20 protein-coding genes are annotated in these 19,089 nt (G+C 36.8%); 5 read left to right on the top strand and 15 right to left on the bottom strand.

Annotated elements, in window-relative coordinates:
• Positions 1–24 precede the first annotated feature (24 nt).
• From ACP3T3_RS02150 to ACP3T3_RS02135, 4 genes are all read right to left on the bottom strand, one after another.
• A complete protein-coding gene (locus ACP3T3_RS02150) occupies positions 25–600 on the bottom strand; it encodes a hypothetical protein (protein WP_426478293.1) in 576 nt (191 codons plus the stop codon).
• Positions 601–766: 166 nt separating this feature from the next.
• Positions 767–1,804 carry a peptidylprolyl isomerase gene (locus ACP3T3_RS02145; RefSeq protein ID WP_426478292.1) on the bottom strand — a complete coding sequence of 346 codons (1,038 nt, stop codon included), beginning with the start codon at positions 1,802–1,804 and terminating at the stop codon, positions 767–769.
• Positions 1,805–1,885: 81 nt separating this feature from the next.
• A complete protein-coding gene (locus tag ACP3T3_RS02140; RefSeq protein WP_426478291.1) occupies positions 1,886–2,398 on the bottom strand; it encodes an FKBP-type peptidyl-prolyl cis-trans isomerase in 513 nt (170 codons plus the stop codon).
• Between the two features lie 169 nt (positions 2,399–2,567).
• Positions 2,568–3,638 carry a branched-chain amino acid aminotransferase gene (locus tag ACP3T3_RS02135; protein ID WP_426478290.1) on the bottom strand — a complete coding sequence of 357 codons (1,071 nt, stop codon included), beginning with the start codon at positions 3,636–3,638 and terminating at the stop codon, positions 2,568–2,570.
• Between the two features lie 85 nt (positions 3,639–3,723).
• Here ACP3T3_RS02135 and mnmD point away from each other — a divergent pair, with 85 nt between their 5' ends.
• The gene (gene mnmD, locus ACP3T3_RS02130; protein WP_426478289.1) at positions 3,724–4,398 is read left to right on the top strand and encodes a tRNA (5-methylaminomethyl-2-thiouridine)(34)-methyltransferase MnmD; all 675 of its coding nucleotides are present in this window, start codon (positions 3,724–3,726) and stop codon (positions 4,396–4,398) included.
• A 217-nt stretch (positions 4,399–4,615) separates the two neighbouring features.
• Positions 4,616–5,032 (top strand): NUDIX hydrolase, encoded by a 417-nt coding sequence (locus tag ACP3T3_RS02125; RefSeq protein ID WP_332387132.1) that lies wholly within the window; start codon positions 4,616–4,618, stop codon positions 5,030–5,032.
• Between the two features lie 26 nt (positions 5,033–5,058).
• Here ACP3T3_RS02125 and ACP3T3_RS02120 read toward each other — a convergent pair whose 3' ends face one another.
• Positions 5,059–5,763 carry a DUF4294 domain-containing protein gene (locus ACP3T3_RS02120; protein ID WP_426478288.1) on the bottom strand — a complete coding sequence of 235 codons (705 nt, stop codon included), beginning with the start codon at positions 5,761–5,763 and terminating at the stop codon, positions 5,059–5,061.
• A gap of 51 nt (positions 5,764–5,814) precedes the next feature.
• Between ACP3T3_RS02120 and ACP3T3_RS02115 the strand changes: the two genes are divergently transcribed.
• Both ACP3T3_RS02115 and rpe read left to right on the top strand, forming a co-directional pair.
• Positions 5,815–6,888 (top strand): M42 family peptidase, encoded by a 1,074-nt coding sequence (locus tag ACP3T3_RS02115; protein ID WP_426478287.1) that lies wholly within the window; start codon positions 5,815–5,817, stop codon positions 6,886–6,888.
• A 124-nt stretch (positions 6,889–7,012) separates the two neighbouring features.
• Positions 7,013–7,663, top strand: a complete 651-nt coding sequence (gene rpe / locus ACP3T3_RS02110; RefSeq protein WP_426478286.1) for a ribulose-phosphate 3-epimerase — start codon at positions 7,013–7,015, stop codon at positions 7,661–7,663.
• A gap of 214 nt (positions 7,664–7,877) precedes the next feature.
• Here rpe and ACP3T3_RS02105 read toward each other — a convergent pair whose 3' ends face one another.
• Genes ACP3T3_RS02105 through ACP3T3_RS02095 form a run of 3 tightly spaced genes read right to left on the bottom strand, consistent with a single transcriptional unit; the run spans position 7,878 to position 9,721 of the window.
• On the bottom strand, positions 7,878–8,369 hold the full coding sequence (locus tag ACP3T3_RS02105) for a DUF1772 domain-containing protein (RefSeq protein WP_426478285.1): 492 nt from the start codon (positions 8,367–8,369) through the stop codon (positions 7,878–7,880).
• A 29-nt stretch (positions 8,370–8,398) separates the two neighbouring features.
• Entirely contained in the window at positions 8,399–9,496 is a 1,098-nt protein-coding gene (locus ACP3T3_RS02100) for a DUF692 family multinuclear iron-containing protein (RefSeq protein ID WP_426478284.1), read from the bottom strand.
• 3 nt (positions 9,497–9,499) lie between these two features.
• Positions 9,500–9,721 carry a hypothetical protein gene (locus ACP3T3_RS02095; RefSeq protein ID WP_426478283.1) on the bottom strand — a complete coding sequence of 74 codons (222 nt, stop codon included), beginning with the start codon at positions 9,719–9,721 and terminating at the stop codon, positions 9,500–9,502.
• A 153-nt stretch (positions 9,722–9,874) separates the two neighbouring features.
• Here ACP3T3_RS02095 and ACP3T3_RS02090 point away from each other — a divergent pair, with 153 nt between their 5' ends.
• Positions 9,875–11,722, top strand: coding sequence for an alpha-L-fucosidase (locus ACP3T3_RS02090; RefSeq protein ID WP_426478282.1), 1,848 nt, complete (start codon positions 9,875–9,877; stop codon positions 11,720–11,722).
• Between the two features lie 79 nt (positions 11,723–11,801).
• Here the strand turns inward: ACP3T3_RS02090 and ACP3T3_RS02085 are convergent, their stop codons facing one another.
• The 7 genes from ACP3T3_RS02085 to ACP3T3_RS02055 all read right to left on the bottom strand — a co-directional run bounded on the left by ACP3T3_RS02085 (position 11,802) and on the right by ACP3T3_RS02055 (position 19,063).
• Positions 11,802–12,218 (bottom strand): nucleoside-diphosphate kinase, encoded by a 417-nt coding sequence (locus ACP3T3_RS02085; RefSeq protein WP_034722935.1) that lies wholly within the window; start codon positions 12,216–12,218, stop codon positions 11,802–11,804.
• 586 nt (positions 12,219–12,804) lie between these two features.
• Complete coding sequence (gene rsgA, locus ACP3T3_RS02080; RefSeq protein WP_426478281.1) at positions 12,805–13,731, bottom strand: ribosome small subunit-dependent GTPase A; 927 nt, start codon at positions 13,729–13,731, stop codon at positions 12,805–12,807.
• Positions 13,732–13,891: 160 nt separating this feature from the next.
• Positions 13,892–14,971, bottom strand: a complete 1,080-nt coding sequence (locus ACP3T3_RS02075) for a chorismate mutase (protein ID WP_426478280.1) — start codon at positions 14,969–14,971, stop codon at positions 13,892–13,894.
• A gap of 398 nt (positions 14,972–15,369) precedes the next feature.
• Positions 15,370–15,951 carry a hypothetical protein gene (locus tag ACP3T3_RS02070; RefSeq protein ID WP_426478279.1) on the bottom strand — a complete coding sequence of 194 codons (582 nt, stop codon included), beginning with the start codon at positions 15,949–15,951 and terminating at the stop codon, positions 15,370–15,372.
• A 32-nt stretch (positions 15,952–15,983) separates the two neighbouring features.
• Positions 15,984–17,069, bottom strand: coding sequence for a DNA polymerase III subunit gamma/tau (gene dnaX, locus ACP3T3_RS02065; RefSeq protein WP_426478278.1), 1,086 nt, complete (start codon positions 17,067–17,069; stop codon positions 15,984–15,986).
• Between the two features lie 99 nt (positions 17,070–17,168).
• Positions 17,169–17,801: a TetR/AcrR family transcriptional regulator gene (locus ACP3T3_RS02060; RefSeq protein ID WP_426478277.1), complete on the bottom strand. Its 633-nt coding sequence runs from the start codon at positions 17,799–17,801 to the stop codon at positions 17,169–17,171.
• 5 nt (positions 17,802–17,806) lie between these two features.
• On the bottom strand, positions 17,807–19,063 hold the full coding sequence (locus ACP3T3_RS02055; RefSeq protein ID WP_426478276.1) for an aminotransferase class I/II-fold pyridoxal phosphate-dependent enzyme: 1,257 nt from the start codon (positions 19,061–19,063) through the stop codon (positions 17,807–17,809).
• Between the last annotated feature and the right edge of the window lie 26 nt (positions 19,064–19,089).

The following is a 19,089-nucleotide window of genomic DNA, read 5'->3' as shown; positions in this document are numbered from 1 at the left end:
AATTAATGCTTGCTGCTTAAGCCTTTAAAATTTATCCAGAATTTTCTTCGGCAAAACGTTCACCAGTCCTTTTTTGTATTCTTTTTCCAGAATAACAAATTTCCAGGTTTTCTTGTCTTTTGAAACAGCACAGGCTTTCATATTAGCATTGATGAGATATAAACTTTCATTGGCCAGATAATTTACATTATTCGCGCCATATTTGATCGTTAAAGCGCTGTTCATTTTTTGTTTCATCTCATCATTTAATGAACTGACACTGCATTTCAGTTTCAAAAAATAATGGGTAACAGAAAAATATTCGCCAGTAATGAGTTCGGGTTTTTCAATATTACCAAACTTTAAATCCTGTACTTCAATTTTCATGAATGGATTATTGTAAGTCATATTCAAAATCTGTGTCATCTGTTCTTTTGAAACTATAGTGAAGAATTTTGGATATATAGAACTTACTGCTTGATCTATCTGTTTAGATTTAATACTGTTTACAAAATAAGCAAGTGATTTTTTTATCACTGCATCGTCAGGATTTGCCTTGGCCTGAGAAAAAGACATAAACGGCAACAGAACGAACAGAAACAGAAGTGATTTGGTTTTCATTATTAAATGGTTGTTACAAATTTAAGATTGCTTTTTACCGTAAAATATTAAACTTTCCGGATATTAAAATGGGTCGCAACATGTACGCAGATCGTTACAGAATGTATTTGAACTGCATAAAAAAAGCCGTTCCTTCCGGGACGGCTTCATATTATAAAAAATTCAATTATTTTACTTTTACAAGCTCAACATCGAAAACTAACCAAGAGTTTGGCGGGATCACTCCTCCTGCTCCTCTTTCTCCGTAAGCCATTGCCGGCGGGATCAGTAATGTAGCAGTTTCACCTTCTTTCAATAACAGGATACCTTCATCCCATCCTTTGATCACTCTTCCCATTCCGATTGGAATTTCGATCGGCTCGTTTCTTTTGAATGAAGAATCGAATTCAGTTCCGTCTACCAATTTACCCGCATAGTGTACAGATACATTATCACCAGCTTTCGGAGCTTTACCATCAGCTGTTTTTGTGATTTTATAGTAAAGTCCTGATTCCGTTTTCTGCATACCGGCTTTCAGGTTTTCAACTAATTTCTCCTGGTTTGCTTTGAATTCTTCTTCTTTTTTCTTTCTATCAGCTTCCTCTTTAGCGATAAAAGCTTTATTGTTTTCCGCAATTTTAGCTTTTCCTTCGTTGAAAGTTTTAGCTGCATCGTAATGCTTGTACTCGTCACCTTTGCTGAAAACAGAAACTTTTTCTAAAACGATATCTGTTTTAGGCTTATCCTGAGCTCCTTTTTCAACATTGGCAATAGCATCAATTACATCATTCCCTTTTACCACTTTTCCGAAAATCGTATGTCTTCCGTCTAACCAAGGTGTAGCCACTTCTGTGATGAAGAACTGAGAACCGTTTGAGTTTGGTCCCGAGTTCGCCATAGAAAGAATTCCTTTCCCTGTATGCTTAAGATCGTTTTTCTCATCCTCGAATTTATACCCGGGATCTCCCATTCCTGTTCCCTGAGGATCTCCTCCCTGGATCATGAAATCTTTGATTACTCTGTGGAAAATAGTTCCGTCATAGTAAGGAACTCCCTTAGCCTTAGCTTTGTTATCGATTTTTCCTTCTGCAAGACCGATAAAGTTGGCTACAGTTACTGGTGCTTTCTTGTCTTCAAACTTTACAATCATATTACCTTTTGTGGTTTGAAGATTGGCATAAAGCCCGTCATTAAGACCTTCGTAAGTTTCTTTGTCTACGTTCATTTTTTTATAAATTGGGGTACAACTCATCAGCGAAACGCTTGCCGCTGCCAGAATTATATTCTTGTTAAACAATTTCATTTATTATAGAGCTTTTAATTTTATGATTAATGGAATATCGTTATCTATTTTCTTTTCGTCTCCGTAGGTTCCGTATGCCAAAGAAGACGGTACCAAAAGCGTTACTTCCTCTCCATCACGTATAAAACGTAAAGCATTCTCCACTGCTCTCAGTTCATTAAAGTGCCCGAATCTGGCATCTTTCCTTTCAAAAGGCTGGTCGTAGATTTTAGTCTGATCAAAATCATACAGTTCATAAGAATAGGAAATCATGGTCTCATCTTTCCTTCTTTCTCTTTGATCATAGCCTTCCGCCGTTACCCAATAATTAAGCTGCGTAGGGTAATACTTCATAGACTGGCCACTGATCCAATCCTGAATCTGACCGCGTTCTATGGTGTTTAAACTTTTCATCCTGTTTTTAGAAACATCCAGATCTTTTTGGCTTAAAACACCACCTACAGGAGGATGCGCCGTCTGGGTATTTCTGTTGCAGCTCAACAGGCTTATGGCTGATATGAAGAGTATTTTTTTCATAAACTTTTGCGAAAATACACATTTCGCGATCAATTACAAAACTTGAGAAAGAAATCTGTGAATGTAACAACGCATTGATCTTCCTTAAAATTTATTCATTCATTTTACAAATACATAGATACAAAAAAGCCGGGAAAAACCCGGCTTTCATATTGTTATTTAAATACTATTATACTGTTTCTAGCACATGGTCTACGATAACTCTCCATCCGAATGGGTCTTCAGACAAGTTAGTTTGTAAATCTACCAGGTCTTTCTTAAGAATAGCGGCATAGCTTTCTTCATCAGATAATCTTGGAAGCGCCAGTTTTTCACCTTGATATCCTAACGCCTGGAACTGAGTGGTTACCACCGCCGTACCTACGCCCCATACTTCTTTTAGAGAGCCATTCTTCAAAGCTTCAATTACTGTTTTCACAGGAATTGGTTCTACTTTTACTTCGATTCCTCTTTTCTTAGCCAGCTGAATAAAGCTGTCTCTGGTTACCCCGTCAAGGATTTTCTCAGAAGTTGGAGGTGTATAGATGGTATCGTTGATTCTTACAAATACGTTCATTGTACCACTCTCTTCGAAATATTCGTGAGTAGCATCATCAGTCCAGATAATCTGCTCGTAACCTTCTTCAATTGCCAATTGTGTTGGATAGAAAGAAGCGGCGTAGTTACCTGCAGCTTTTGCAGAACCTACCCCTCCGTTTGCTGCTCTTGAATAGTGGTCAGAAATCTTTACAGATACCGGCTCTGAATAGTAGCTCTTCGCTGGCGTTGCAACGATGGCAAACATATATTTATCAGATACTCTTGCTTTTAAAGCTTCCTCTGTAGCAAAAATCAACGGTCTGATATAAAGAGACATCCCTTCCCCCTGTGGAATCCATTCTCTGTCGATATCTACCAATGCTTTTAATCCGTCTAAAAATATTTCTTCAGTCACTTCAGGCATAGCAAGACGCTTCGCTGACTTATTGATACGTTCAAAATTCTTTTCAGGTCTGAAAAGGAAAACCTGCCCGTCTTTGTCTTTATAGGCTTTCATACCTTCAAAACAAGCTTGTCCGTAGTTTACTCCCATCATGGCAGGGGTAAATGGAATCGGACCGTAAGGAACTAATTTTACATCACCCCATTTCCCGTTTTCATACTCACAAATAATCATATGATCTATGAAAGTACCACCAAATGAAAAATTGTTAGGGTCAAATGTAGAAATTCTGGAGTTTTCAGTTTTTTGAATTATCATTTTTTAAAATTTTTACGATGTTCTACAAATTTAACATAATTTTCTAAATATAAAAATTTTAGAGTAAATTTGACAAAAAAATAGCTTGAAAAGAGAAATAAAGACCACTAACGACGGTAGTAAAACATTGTTTATCAATGATTTAAATGAAAACTACCATTCTCATCACGGAGCGCTTCAGGAAGCAGAACACGTGTTTATCAAAAATGGACTAAATTTGATAAATGATTGCGAAATTAATATTTTAGAACTCGGTTTTGGAACAGGTTTGAATGTTTTGGTAACAATTAATGAATATTTAAAAACTGACAAAAATCATGTCATCAATTATTTTTCGCTCGAAAAATATCCCATAAATGAATCCGAAGTTAAGGATTTGGCATACTATGAACTTTTTGATAACCCAGAATTTAAAAATATTTATCAGAAAATTCATCTGGCAGATTGGGAAAAGCCAGTAGAAATCATTAGTGGATTCAACTTAAAAAAGATAGAATGTGATTTTTTCGACCTTAAAGAAACAGATCTGCCCAAAATCAACCTCGTTTACTTCGACTGTTTTGGAGCCAGAGTACAGCCTGACTTATGGGAAAAGCCACTATTTGAACTCGTTTCTGACAAAATGGCCATTAACGGATTATTAACAACCTACTCTTCTAAAGGCAGTGTGAGAAGAATTCTCCAGGAACTGAATTTCCAGGTAGAGAAAAAACAGGGGCCTCCGGGAAAGAGAGAGATGATCAATGCCATAAAATTATAGAATGGAAGCTGGAGGATGGAAGCTGGATGTTTACAACCGACTGTTTTATTAATATTGATTTTTTATTTTAAAATAATAACTGATATATAAAGATACGTTGATTCAACATTATTAAAATAGATAGTATTAAACTTCCAGCTTCGCGCTTCCGACTTCCTGCTTTTTCCAACAAAATTTCTTACATTAGCTATACAAAATATTATACATTATATTATATATGATAGATAAGATCAACATTAGAGTGTATGCGTGTGCGGTAAAAGATAAACAGGTTTTAACTTTATTTGAAGAATATGCCGGTGAACCTTTAATGAAATTTCCGGGTGGCGGATTGGAATATGGTGAAGGTGTACTCGAATGTCTGCATCGTGAGTTTGATGAAGAACTGAATGTAAAAATAAATGTACTGGAACATTTTTACACCCAGGAAAACTTTCTGGTTTCCCGTTTCAGAGAGAATGAACAGCTCCTTACCATATATTATATAGTAGAGATCATTAATGAGGAAGACTTCATTATTATGGATCCATGCATCGAAAAAACAGAATGGATTGATATTGACAGACCGGATAATCCTTTTCCTCTTCCAATAGACAAGATTGTATTCGATAAATTAAAAGAAAAATTCCTGTAAGAATACTTACAGGAATTTATATTATTTTATTTCTTTACTTTAAAATCATTTGCTCCTGGATAAGGCTGCAGATAACCTGAATTCCAATTGGACTGCAGTAATGATTCTATAAATTCATCACTTCTGTTGGTATGCGGGTCATAGCGCTCTTTCAGGTCAATATCAGCCATCTTTCCTTTTACATTCCACCAGAAAGCACTCCATCCGCCTCTTAATTCTTTAATAATCTCATATACATTTTTCCCGGTAGCCCTATTCATAAGCTTCGCAAAAACCTGTCCTTCGGTAGTAGTAAGATCTCTCAGTTGTTTTTCATATTGGTCAGCAAGCATATTCTGTCTTTCTCTTACAAACTTTCTTTTGGCTTTGCTATCCAGGTCATTCATATCTTTCTGGATATCTCTGTACTGCTGCAAAGCAGTAACAAACAACGGATATACTCTGTACAGCTTTTTATTCAGGAAATAATAGTAATTCTTATCCAGCTGATTATTAAACCGGGGTTTATTGACCAAAACTAGTTCATCCAAGACCACTACAGGCTCTCCATTGATTTCATAAACCTTGATCTTCTGCTGCTCATCATAATAATACTTATTACCAAATTCATCCACTTTCAGCGATTCAGGCGGGTATTGATTGAGTGGCTTTGCCACTATACCATCTTTCTGGCCAAAAACACTGACTCCAAAAAAGAAGATAAAAAGGCAGATAATCTTACTAAAATTCATTATTTTTACACTTATAACAACAAAAATTAAACGCAAAAATCATTCCTTTTTATGAAATTTGAAAAGAAATCTTTGAAATTTTTAGAGAAATATTTAAATACATCATCACCAACAGGTTACGAGCACAAAGGACAGGAAGTATGGATGGACTACATCAGACCTTATGTAGACAAAATAGAAGTAGACCATTATGGAACCTGCTACGGGATAATTAATCCGGAAGCTGAATTTAAAGTAGTGATTGAAGCGCATGCTGATGAAATATCATGGTACGTCAATTATATTACAGATGACGGATTGATCTATGTCATCAGGAACGGTGGTTCCGATCAGACCATTGCCCCTTCAAAAGTTGTCCACATCCACGGAGAAAACGGGATTGTAAAAGGGGTATTCGGATGGCCTGCAATTCATACAAGAACCAATCAAAATGAGCCTACTCCAAAAATCGAAAATATTTTTATCGACTGTGGTGCTACCTCCAAAAAAGAAGTGGAGGAAATGGGCATTTTTGTAGGATGTATGATCACTTATCCTGATGAGTTCTTTGAAATGAATGACAGATATTTCGTTTGCAGAGCACTGGATAACAGAATCGGCGGTTTTATGATTGCTGAAGTAGCAAGACTTTTAAAAGAAAATAAAAAATCTATCCCGTTCGGACTTTATATTACCAATTCCGTACAGGAAGAAGTAGGCTTATACGGAGCAGATATGATTGCAGATACCATTAAGCCGAATATCGCTATTGTAACAGATGTTACCCACGATACCACTACCCCGATGATTGAAAAGAAAAAAGAAGGAGATCAGAAATGTGGTGCAGGACCGGTAGTATTTTTTGCTCCAAGTGTTCACCATACTATAAGAGAATTAATTATCGATACGGCAAAGGCCAAGAAAATTCCATTCCAGAGAGCAGCGGCAAGCAGAGCTACCGGCACTGATACAGATGCTTTTGCCCATTCCAACGGCGGAGTACCAAGTGCGTTAATTTCCTTACCTTTGCGTTATATGCATACTACGGTAGAAATGGTATCTAAGGAAGATGTAGGGAATGTGATTAAACTTATCTATGAAACAGTTCTTAAGATCAAGCCGGAAATGAAACTGAAGTATCATTAATTGAGATTTCAGATATGAGACAGCAGATATCAGACTCTAATAAATACATCTTACTTCTGCTCTTTAAAGATCTGAAATCTGAGATCTAGCATCTTATATCTAATAAAAAGTATAAAAAGTAAAAATGAAAACGAAGCTTATTGCTCCATCCCTTTTATCTGCAGACTTCGGGAATCTGCAAAGAGACATTGAAATGCTGAATAACTCTCAGGCCGACTGGTTCCATATTGATGTAATGGACGGCCGGTTTGTTCCTAACATTTCATTTGGTTTTCCTGTAATGAAAACGGTTCAGCAGCATGCTAAAAAATTTGTAGATGTTCACCTGATGATCGTGGAACCTGAGAAATATGTTGATGAATTTATCAATCATGGTGCAGACCTTGTTTCTGTACATTATGAAGCATGTACGCATCTTCACAGAACCATCCACCATATTCAGAGCAGAGGAGCAAAAGCAGGTGTCGTTTTAAACCCTTCTACACCCGTATTAATGCTTGAAGACATCATTGCAGATGTGGATCTCGTATTATTAATGAGTGTAAATCCAGGATTTGGTGGACAGAAATTCATTGAAAATACTTATAAAAAGATTGCTGAAACAAAAGATCTGATCTTAAGCAACAACTCTACAGCACTTATCGAGGTAGACGGAGGCGTAAATCTTGACAATGCTTCCAAATTATTTGAAGCCGGAGCTGACGTTCTTGTTGCAGGAAATGCTGTTTTCTCAGCTGAAAGTCCTGAAAGAACAATCGAGCTTTTAAAAATCTGATACATTATCTTTTATCATACACAAAAGGCAGCCATTGGGCTGCCTTTTCTCTTGTTTGGATTGAAGTCGTCTTGGTTATAATCTTCTTTCAATTGATTGAAATGTTTAAATCTGTCTTGCTAACAGCACAAAGATCTGAATAAAACCATTCGTACACATCCGTAAAAATACCGAATTTTCATAGTACGTATTTTCACTTAACTCCATTATATTTTCATACTTCTCTATTCCAGACACAGGCACAGACCACAAGAATGATAGAAATGACAGAAAAGGCAGTTCTTATATTATTGAGAAAATTCCATCTGCTTTCAAAATTTTCCCGCATCTGCTTAATCACTTCTATTGTCGAATTGGAAATATCCAATTTATCCAAAGCATCATTCATCGGAACATTCCCGGCGACCGTTACTCCAAAAACCCCAATCAGATAAGCGAGTGCAGCCAGCAGGAGAAAAATAAAAACAGGCTGCTGCCCACGAAACAAAAATGCAGATACCGGAAGAAGAATCAGAGTTCCCATAAAACTCATAAAGAAAACAGGGTTCAGAATTTCCCGGTTGATATTCTGCATTGCTTTCAGGTATTCTGCATCAGACAGTTTCCCAAGTCCAAGAACAACCGAACATGAATAAGCATAGAAAAGTCCTCCTATCAAAGCAGTGAGAACAGCGGTAATGATCAATACTAATGTTGTCATTTTCATATAATTTGATTTTGGTTATCAGAATAGAATTAATAAGGATTCCATTTTTTAATGATGTTCTGAGCTGTAAGAATCATTTCAGGATCCCAGTTTTCTGTTTTAAAATAATGAAAGCCCTGATTTTTTATAGCTTCAGCATCGATATTCTCAAAAAGAAGCCTGGTAAGTCTCGACTGTTCTTCATATAAAACCAAATCTTCTAAAGGTTTCTCCGAAAGTTTCATTTCTTTCTTACGCCAGTTATTCTTTTCTTCTAATGTTAAGCCGGAAGCTTCAATAATTGTTTTGACTGTGTTGAAATCATTCAGAAAATCATCCTTTTCCTCTTCTGTTTTTAAAGTATGTCCAAGTCTTTCAATGATAATATATTCCAGATTTTGACATTGTGTAAGCACAGATGGCAGAACAGCAAGGATATCCTGAGGAATAACATCATCATGGGTATCTCTTCTCACCTGCTTTTTCCCATATGCACTCTCCTGCCAGCTTCCGCCGGAAAGATGAATCTCTTTTACTTTATCCAACGGGTACAAATCAATTATTTCCTGCATTTCTAACTCAAAATTACAGGATTGACAGTAAATATTGTGTAAATCCAGAATCAGAAAACCATTTGTATCTTCCGTCAGTTTATCAAGAAATAGCCCCTGTTCTTTAACATCATCTATTGAAAATGAAAAGGCCAGATTTTCTATCCCCACAGGAATATTTACAGCTTCCTGTAGCCTGTACAGCCTATCTTTCCCAATTTCTAAGTTTTTGGCATGCAGTGATACCGGCAATGGAACTCCCTGATGAAAATTTTCAGTATTCATGAAACCGAAATGTTCCGTGATATGATTGTATTTTCTATAACCAGTCTCTTCTTTAAGCTTTTTCAGCCATTCTTCCTGTCTTTCGGTCCATCTTGCATCAAACAAAGAGTAATATACTCCATGACCAATCAAACGGTCATTCTCTGCATAAAAGTTTAACAGATCCCGAAGCCAGTCCGGTTCATAGGTATGATAAAGGGTATCAAAAGACCATTCCAGCACATCCACAGAGTTGGCCTGCAATAACGGCAAAACAGCAGAAACAAAATCTGCTTCTGCCATCATTGATATTCCTACTATTGGCTTTCTCATCTTTTACCCCATTCCGCAGGCCGGACAGCCATGTCCACGGAGTACAAGTGTATCTTTTTTCACAACCGGCTTAGGCGTTCCCGGTTTTTTCTTTTCAACCGTATCCGGAGCAGTTGCTTTCTTTACTTTTTTAACAGGCTTTTTTGTTTTACTTTCCGGTTTAGTGGTCTGTGCAGATACACCGGCCACTAATAAACTTGCCATTAATATTGCTGGAATTTTCATAACTGCTTTTTCGGATAAATTTTACAATAAGCGTTCCATTTATAAAAATACAATAATAAGAAACGTTTTGATAACAATTATTAGTAAATAGCAGAAACTATTTTACAATGTGATGTTTTCTTTATTATATTTAAAGTTAAAATAAAACTATATATGAAAATCAGTCTGATTAAAGCTGTTTTCCTTGGATTGATATTATCCGCTTATCATATCGATGCACAGGCTCAGACCATTGACAACGGCAAAAAAATGGAGTGGTTTAAAAATGCAAAGCTGGGTATTTTTATTCATTGGGGAATCTACTCTGTCAACGGCATCTCCGAATCCTGGTCATTTTTCAATAATTATATTAATCACGAAAATTACATGAAGCAGCTGAATGGTTTTTCAGCTTCAAAATACCAGCCGGAGCAATGGGTAAATCTTATTAAGGAATCCGGAGCAAAATATGCAGTCATTACAACAAAGCATCATGACGGAATTTCACTCTGGAACTCAAAAGCCGAAAAGGCAACCACAATTCCTCAAAATTCCCTGGCTAAAAAGGATGTTTTGAGTCCCTTTGTTTCTGCGCTGAAAAAGTCAGGATTAAAAACAGGGCTTTATTTCTCATTGCCGGATTGGAGTCATCCGTATTATGACATCAATACCCGGACAAAAAAACGTTACGAAATAAAAAATGAACCTGCACGCTGGCAGAATTTCATCAGCTATTACCAAAGCCAGCTCCATGAACTCTCCTCTCAATATTCCCCAGACCTTCTTTGGTTCGATGGAGACTGGGAACATACTTCTGAGGAATGGAAAGCTTCTCAAACCTTGGATTTACTCAAGAAGTACAATTCCAATATCATTATCAATTCAAGGCTCAACCATCACGGAGATTATGATACTCCTGAACAGGGGATTCCGGTAGTTCCGCCGCAAAATCCGTACTGGGAACTTTGCTATACCATGAATGATTCCTGGGGATTTCAACCCTATGACAAAGCATATAAAACACCCAATATGATTGTCAGAACTCTGGCAGATGTGATCAGTATGGGAGGAAACCTTCTGCTTGATATGGGTCCGAAATCAGACGGTACAATTCCTGGGGAACAGGTTGAAATCCTTAAAAACCTGGGACGCTGGACATCGAAAAACCAACATGCCATTTATGAGACTGTCCGTGGAATTCCTTTTGACAACTACAAAGGAAAGTCGTCGTTGTCAACCGCTAAAAAATCTTTGTTCCTTTATCTGGAAGAAACCAAAAACTTTGCAAAGATTTATGGATTGGCAACAAAACCTCTTTCAGCGAAAATCATCGGAGATCCATCCGCTGTCATTACAATGGATTATAATACTGAAAAAACACTGACCTTACATTTCTCCAATGTAACATTTGACAAAGATATCACAGTGGCAGAACTTACTTTTGATACGCCTCCTGTTTTTCTGAAAGAGGTAAAAAAGGAAGAACATTCTCTTGCCGAAATACTCGATAACAAAAATACCCGGGAAGCTGTCTACGACATAGCCAATGCGCTGTATAACGGTAATAACCTACTTACCCATAATGGCCTGACGAGTGATGGACTTGATATGAAAATCAAGAAAACGCCTGCAACAAATCCTGCAACTATGCAGTGGATAAGTAAGCATGCAGAAGCTTTATTTGAAACAGAAAAAGGGCTTCCGGAAGGTCATTTCCCGGGAATAAGTGCTTTGTCAAAGGATAAACAGACTCTTTACCTTTTTGTGGAAGGAACTCCTACCGGTCCTATTGCTCTGAAAGGGATAAAAAATGAAATTGCCAGAATAAGAGTTGTAGGTGAAGGCACAATGCTGCCACATACGATATACAATAAACTGTACTGGAGCGACCGGCCGGGGATTATTTATATTGATATTCCTAAAGAAAAGTTAGATAAACAGATGACTGTTATTGCAGTTTTGCTTAACAAGCCTGTGGAGCTGTACAGTGAAAATGTGGGAGCTGTTGAAAACAATCTTTAAAGTGGCTTGAAATAAACCTGCATAAAAACAAAATCCGGAGAATGTTTCTCCGGATCTTTTATTTTGTAAGACGATTTTCTTAGAAAATCTCTCTTCCTGAAAAATGAAACTGAGCTTCGATTAATGCATTCTCGTCAGAATCTGAACCGTGAACAGCATTTTCTCCGATGCTTCTTGCAAACATTTTTCTGATTGTACCTTCTGCAGCTTCTGCAGGGTTAGTAGAACCGATTAATGTTCTGAAGTCTTCTACTGCATTGTCTTTTTCTAAAACTGCAGCTACGATAGGACCAGAGCTCATGAATTCTACTAATTCTCCATAAAATGGTCTCTCAGCATGTACTTCATAGAATTTTTTTGCATCAGCAACTGTAAGCTGAGTTAATTTTAAAGCTTTGATCTTAAAACCTCCTTCAGCAATCTTACCCAATATAGCACCGATATGTCCGTCAGCAACAGCATCAGGCTTAATCATAGTGAATGTAATGTTAGACATAAATGTATATTTTTTTAATGGCGCAAAATTACAAAAAATATCTTTGATTTTTATTTTAATTTTTTTTTAACATAAAAATAACTTTTATTAAGAAATCATGAAGCAAACTTTGGCACAGTAATTGTTTATTCTATTGCGATTCTCATGTTTAATTTGAGTTTTCATGGTTATTAGTTTTTACCCAGCTTCGGCTGGGTTTTTTATTTTCAAAAAAATACCACACTTTTTTATTAATTACATAATTTTCAGCAACATACAGAGGTATATACAATGATTTTATCATTTTTTTTGCTATTACTGCAATAATCAAAATTACAGCACTATCGTTTTTCAGGCGCACTGAAAATGTGACAAAATTGGAGTTATCGGCCAAAAAAGAAATATCAAAAAGTGGAGTTATTCAAAAACAGTATTTTTTTCACTAAAAATCAAAAAAAATAATTCATAAAAAACAGATGCTTCTCATGAGCATTAAATTTAACCTTCATAGAATTAATTTTTTAGAATATTATTTGACCTGATACAAATAAGATAATACAGATTGTCCGAATTAATCTGTACATAAAAATAAAATATCTGTTGCTGATTATTTTTGAGAAGCTTCCTCTGCCTCGTCCATCAGTTTAATGTAGGTAGCATAACGCGAATGTTGGATTTCGCCAGTTTCAAGAGCATCAATAACGGCACATTTCGGCTCGTTGATGTGAAGGCAGTTGTGAAACTTGCACTCTTCTCTCTTTTTGAAAATTTCAGGGAAGTAATGCTGTACTTCTTCTTTTTCAATATCGATCATTGCAAATTCACGAACCCCGGGAGTATCGATGACATTTCCGCCAAAATCCCAGAAATGCATCTGGGCAAAAGTGGTTGTATGCTTTCCTTTGAGGTGGGTATCTGAAATTTCGGATGTCTTTAAATTCAGTCCTGGCTGCAGAGCATTCACCAAAGTAGATTTTCCACAACCGGAGTGGCCGAAGAATACTGAAGTTTTATCTTTAAGAAGTTCCTGAAGCTGATCCAGATTCAGTTTCGAATAGGAAGAGATTTCGAGGGTATCGTAACCGATTTCCTGATATAAGAATTCAATGTCTTTTACAATTTCAATTTCTTCTTCATGTAAAACATCAATCTTATTGAAAAGAATAAGCGGTGTGATATTATACGCCTCACAGCATGCCAGAAACCTGTCCAGAAATCCTAAGGATGTTTCAGGATGTTTCAGGGTAAAGATAAAGCATGCCAGATCAATATTGGAAGCAATAATATGAGCTTCTTTTGAAAGATTTACTGATTTTCTGATCAGATAATTGGAACGTGGTTCAATTTTCGTGATCCAGGCAATATCATCCTGTTCCAGTTGAAACTCAACAAAATCTCCTACGGCAAGCGGGTTGGTAAGTCTGGTTTTTATTAATTTGAATTTCCCCCTGATTCTGGCCTCGAAAATTTTATTTGTTTCCAATTCCAAAACCTGGTACCAACTGCCTGTAGATTTAATGATTTTTCCTTTCATAGATAATACTGGTGCAAATATACGGAATTAGGGCTTAGCATCGGGAAATAGGTTTAAAAACAAATGTTCCTATTACCCTAAATCCTGATGGCTACGCCCTAATCTTTATTTTTAGCTGAAAATTCAGTAAAAGCTTTAATCTCTCTTATGCTTCTGCAACTTATCTTTCAATCATAATATTATTCTGAACCTCAATAGATTCTTCATGAATTGCTTTGAATACTTTTTCAATGAATTCCTGAGACATTCCGGTCTCTTTTGCTTTTTGTGTAGCGTATTCAGTAATTACTTTCCAACGGTCAGGCTGGAAGATGGCAATATCGTTTTCCTTTTTAAGCTTACCGATTTTTTCAGAAATTTTCATTCTTTGAGAAAGGAGTTCGATTAACTGGAAGTCAAGATCTGAGATTAAAGTTCTGTGTCTTCCCATCTCCCCTTCAAAACCTGCAAGATTGGAGCTTCTTACTTTGAGATTACCGATAAGTTCTGCAAGAACCTCCGGTGTAATCTGCTGTGAAGCATCACTCCACGCCTCATCAGGATTGCAGTGTGATTCAATGATAGCACCCTGGTACCCTACGTTAAGCGCCTCCTGTGTGATATCAGCAAGACCTGTTCTGTTTCCGCAGATGTGAGAAGGGTCAATCAGCATTGGAATATTGGGAAACTGGCTTTTGAAATCAAGGGCAATCTGCCAGTTTGGATTGTTTCTGTATTTTGTTTTCTGGTAGGTTGAAAATCCTCTGTGGATCACACCCAGGTTTTTAATATCCTGTCCTAAAAGCCTTTCCAGCGCTCCGATCCATAATGCAAGATCGGGATTGACAGGGTTTTTCACGAATACCGGTTTATCAGTTCCCCTTAGGGCCATTGCAATTTCCTGTACCGTAAATGGATTCACTGTAGAACGAGCACCGATCCAAAGAACATCTACATCAGCTTCGAGGGCAGCAAACACGTGGTGTGCGTTGGCAACCTCCGTAGCTGTTTTAAAACCGTATTCTTCTTTTACTTTTTTCAGCCAGTTCAAACCGATTACTCCCACTCCTTCAAAACCGTTTGGTTTGGTACGAGGTTTCCAGATTCCTGCCCGGAAAACTGATACATTGGCATTGGATTCCTTAATTCTTCTGGCCGTTTCAAGCATCTGAGCTTCACTTTCCGCACTGCATGGCCCTGCGATCATCAGAGGTTGTGTAAGCTCATCGATCCACTCATTTTTTAAATCATTTAAATTCATATTCTAAATTTTATTGTTTTTTTATATAATTTTTTCGTTGACAGCAATAGCCCTTTGGATTATAAATTTTAATTTATAATTCTTTTCAAAAAATGCCGTTCAAAATTGTTTAAAGGAATCAGGAAAATAATAGGGCTCTACTTCTCCTGTATTTTTTGGAAAGAAATTCAGTTAACAGTACCAGTAAAATCGGTAATAGGTTCTGAAATTTCTATAATAAGAAGCAGAAAAACTAAAATAACCGCTAAAAAAGTAATTAGCGGGTGCAAAAAAAGACAGATATGTGTTAGTCAGTTTTTCCATTTTCTTCTGGAAATGTCTTTGTTTAGCGTTTCTGGTTGTAATTTGTTTTTGTCAAAAACTTATTTTCGACAGAAATATTTGACAAATATATAAAATTATGTCAAATCAAACTTCATTAAATCATCAAGATCTTTCAAAAGTGGATTTTTTTCGATAAATTTTTCAAACATTTTCCTCTTCGTCACTACCTCAATCTTCAGATTTTCAATGTCTCTGACGTATTCTATCTCGATGATATGGTTCTGAACTTTTCTTTTAAAATGATTAAAAAATTCTCCACTTATTTTATCAAATTCTACTTTAGCAGAATCTGACGGGAACAAAACTTTGATTTTATGCTCTTCCGCTTTTTCCAGCTTAAAAGTTTTTACTGCATTAAAAACAAAGTTGTCTTTTACCTGAAGCTGCTTAAGCATAATTTTCCATTCCATCTGCAGATCTGTATCTGTAAAATGGTTTTGAGGAAGATTTTCAGTTTTTACAACAACATTTTCTGCTGTTTCCACTTTATCTTCTTTATTCAAAAAGGAATTGATGCTAAAACCGGAAGATATTACCGGCCTCGACAATGGTTTGGTTGTTTTTATTACTGAAACCTCCTGAACTGTCTGAGAGACTGCAGGCTGTTGTTCTGGTTTAGTTTCTTTTTTCTCCGGAGCTTTTTCCGGTATTTTCACCTCCTGTTTCTCACTGAGAAACGGAGCCAGAATCAGGAACTTTTTTTTTTAGTATCGCCTAAATTAGCTGTCAGTGAAGCCAGCTGCATTAATGCAATTTCAACCGTAAGTCTTGGGTTTTTGGAATTTTTATAATTAATATCCGCATGGTTGCAGATCTCAATACCATCTATCAGCTGCTGGGCGGCCCACTTCTGTCCCTGTTCTACGAATTTGGCTTTTGTCTTCTCTCCTACTTCGATGAGTTCCATCGTAGAGGCATTCTGTGCCATCATCAGATCTCTGAAATGATTTCCTAATCCAGCAATGAAAATGTGGGGATCAAATCCTTTCTTTACAATTTCATTGAATGCGGAAAGTACTTCAGGAATTTTGTTTTCCTTCGCAAGATCTACAATATTCAGGTATTGATCATAATCCAGAATGTTCAATACTTCGGCGGCTTTTGCCAGTGTAATATTTTTCTGGGAAAAGGTAGAAAGCCTGTCGAAGATAGAAAGTGCATCTCTTAATGCCCCATCTGCTTTCTGAGCGATCAGATACAATGCATCATCTTCGTACTGAATATTTTCTTTCTGGGCAATGTTCCTCAGGTGGCTCTGGATATCTTCAATAACAATTCTTTTGAAGTCATAGATCTGACAGCGGGATAAAATTGTTGGAATAATTTTATGTTTCTCCGTGGTTGCCAAAATAAAGATTGCGTGAGTAGGCGGCTCTTCCAGGGTTTTAAGGAAAGCATTGAAAGCGGCAGAAGACAGCATATGAACCTCGTCAATAATATACACTTTGTATTTACCAACCTGAGGTGCAAAACGTACCTGATCTATCAGTTCCCTGATATCATCTACAGAGTTATTGGATGCGGCATCCAGCTCATAGATATTATACGCAAAGCCGTCTTCTGAAACCGAGCCATCTTTCTCATTGATCTTTCTTGCCAGAATCCTGGCACAAGTAGTTTTACCCACACCACGAGGACCGCAAAAAAGCAATGCCTGAGCTAATTGGCTTTCTTCAATTGCATGTTCTAAAGTATCCGTAATATGGGATTGCCCTACAACCGTATCAAACTCCTGAGGACGATATTTTCTTGCAGATACTATAAAATTTTCCATTGGCCAAAAGTAAGAAATATAGTTTTAATTTGAAAATTAAAAGTTTTCAAATTATCAACAAAAAAAGTATCTCTGCTCAAATCGGAAAACTTTCAATCTTTATTTCTTTTTACTGTATGCAAAGTCAATGAGCTCAACGATAGCGCCTTCAATCTCTTTTCTTCCTTCTTCAGTTTTCAGGTCAATCCCACAGAATTTGTTGGCATTATATCCTGTATAAAGATTCAGATAGTAAGCTCCGGAAACAATCAGAGCCATAATTGCCCTATGTCTTGTAGCCACACCATCCCCAAAGTAAGGATCTGAGATATTTCCAAATAAAACCTCTCCTACCTCTTCACGTTGTTCAACCAGTTTCTTAAGAATAGGCTTGCTTTCTGAAAGCTCCCAAAGAATGATCTTCTGAAGTTCTTTGTTTTTCTTCAGATTTTCAAACTGATTAAGAACAACCATTTTGGTAAGTTCATGTCCACCGTCAGAGAAATCCATATCAACATCCTGGTTGACCTGACTCCAGTAATCCTGGGATTTGATATACTCATCGATCAGTTTATCAGTACTTCCAAAGTACTCATAGATCAATTTTTTGTCAAAACCAGCTACTGCGGCGATTTTACTTACTTTTAATCCGGAATATCCTTTTACTCTTAAAATTTTACCAACTGCAGCAAGCAGTTTCTGTTTTGTTTTTTCTTTGTCCCTAATGGGGCCCTGCACTACTTTTCTAGGCATAATTATTATTTTTTCGCAATATGCAATTTTTTATTAATATCATCAAACGCATTAAGCGTTTTGTCAAGATGTTCTTTTTCATGTCTTGCAGTTACACTCATCCTGATACGGGCATCTTTTCTTGGTACAGCCGGGTAAAGAATCGGATTGGTATAGATTCCTTTTTCTATTAGTAGTTTTCCGGCTTCTCCTGTTACATAAGGATCTCCAATTTTTACAGGAATAATTGCAGAACATGTAACGCCAGTATCCAATCCCAGGTCATCAAGGCCTTTTTTGAAGTAATTGATGTTATTCCAGAGCTTTTCTCTCCAGATAGGTTCTTCGTCAATTAAATCAATGGCTTTAACAATTCCTGCGGATGATGGTGGAGCTGTAGCGGAAAAAATCTGCTGACGGGAATGGAACCTGATGAATGCAGCTATTTTTTTATCTGCAATAACATAACCTCCGAGATTTCCAAATGTTTTGCTGAATGTACCTGTGATGATGTCTACTTTATCCAGTAATCCTGCCTGTTCCAAAGTACCTCTTCCGGTTTCTCCAAGGATGCCGACACCGTGTACGTCGTCCACCATCAGAAAGGCATTGTACTTCTTCACAAGATTATAGATCTCATTAATACGGGAGGTATCACCATCCTGGGAATACACTCCATCCACAATAACAAGTTTCGTACGGTACAGATTTTCAGATACCTTCAAAATGTGTTCCAAAGATTCTAAATTATTGTGCGGAAATGTCTTTTTATTGGTAAATGCACATCCTTCGTGTACACTGGCATGTACGGCCATATCTAAAATAGCGAGGTCTTCTTTCTGCATTAAACACTGTAAACTGGCGCTATTAGCAGTATAACCAGTAGTAAATACAACGGCTTCATCTTCTGTTCTTTTGAAAAAACCTGAAATCTTTTTCTCTAAAGCATTGTGGTAATCAAAATATCCGCCGATAAGAGGAGTTGCCCCTGTTCCTGTTCCATATTTCTGTATTCCCTCAATTGCAGCCTGCTTTACTTTTGGGTGCTGTGTGAATCCCAAATAATCACTTGATACAAAACTAACAAATTCTCTGTTGTGGTCTGCAATATTTACATTCAGTATTGCATTGGTTCCTGAAGTGTTCTTCAGCCTGTAATTCATGTGTCCATTAGACTTTACATAGTCTAAATATTCATAAAAAATTTCAGCTCTTTGAGCCATATCATTATCTGGTATATTCTCAAAGTCTTTGATAGTTGCTGTTGTGAAATTGATGCTCATCCTTAATCTTGTTTGTTGTGTGGTTA

The organism is Chryseobacterium sp. CBSDS_008, assembly GCF_049959325.1.
Lineage (GTDB): Bacteria > Bacteroidota > Bacteroidia > Flavobacteriales > Weeksellaceae > Chryseobacterium.
Note: the sequence above shows the minus strand (reverse complement) of the source record. Positions and strands in the feature narration are given on the sequence as shown.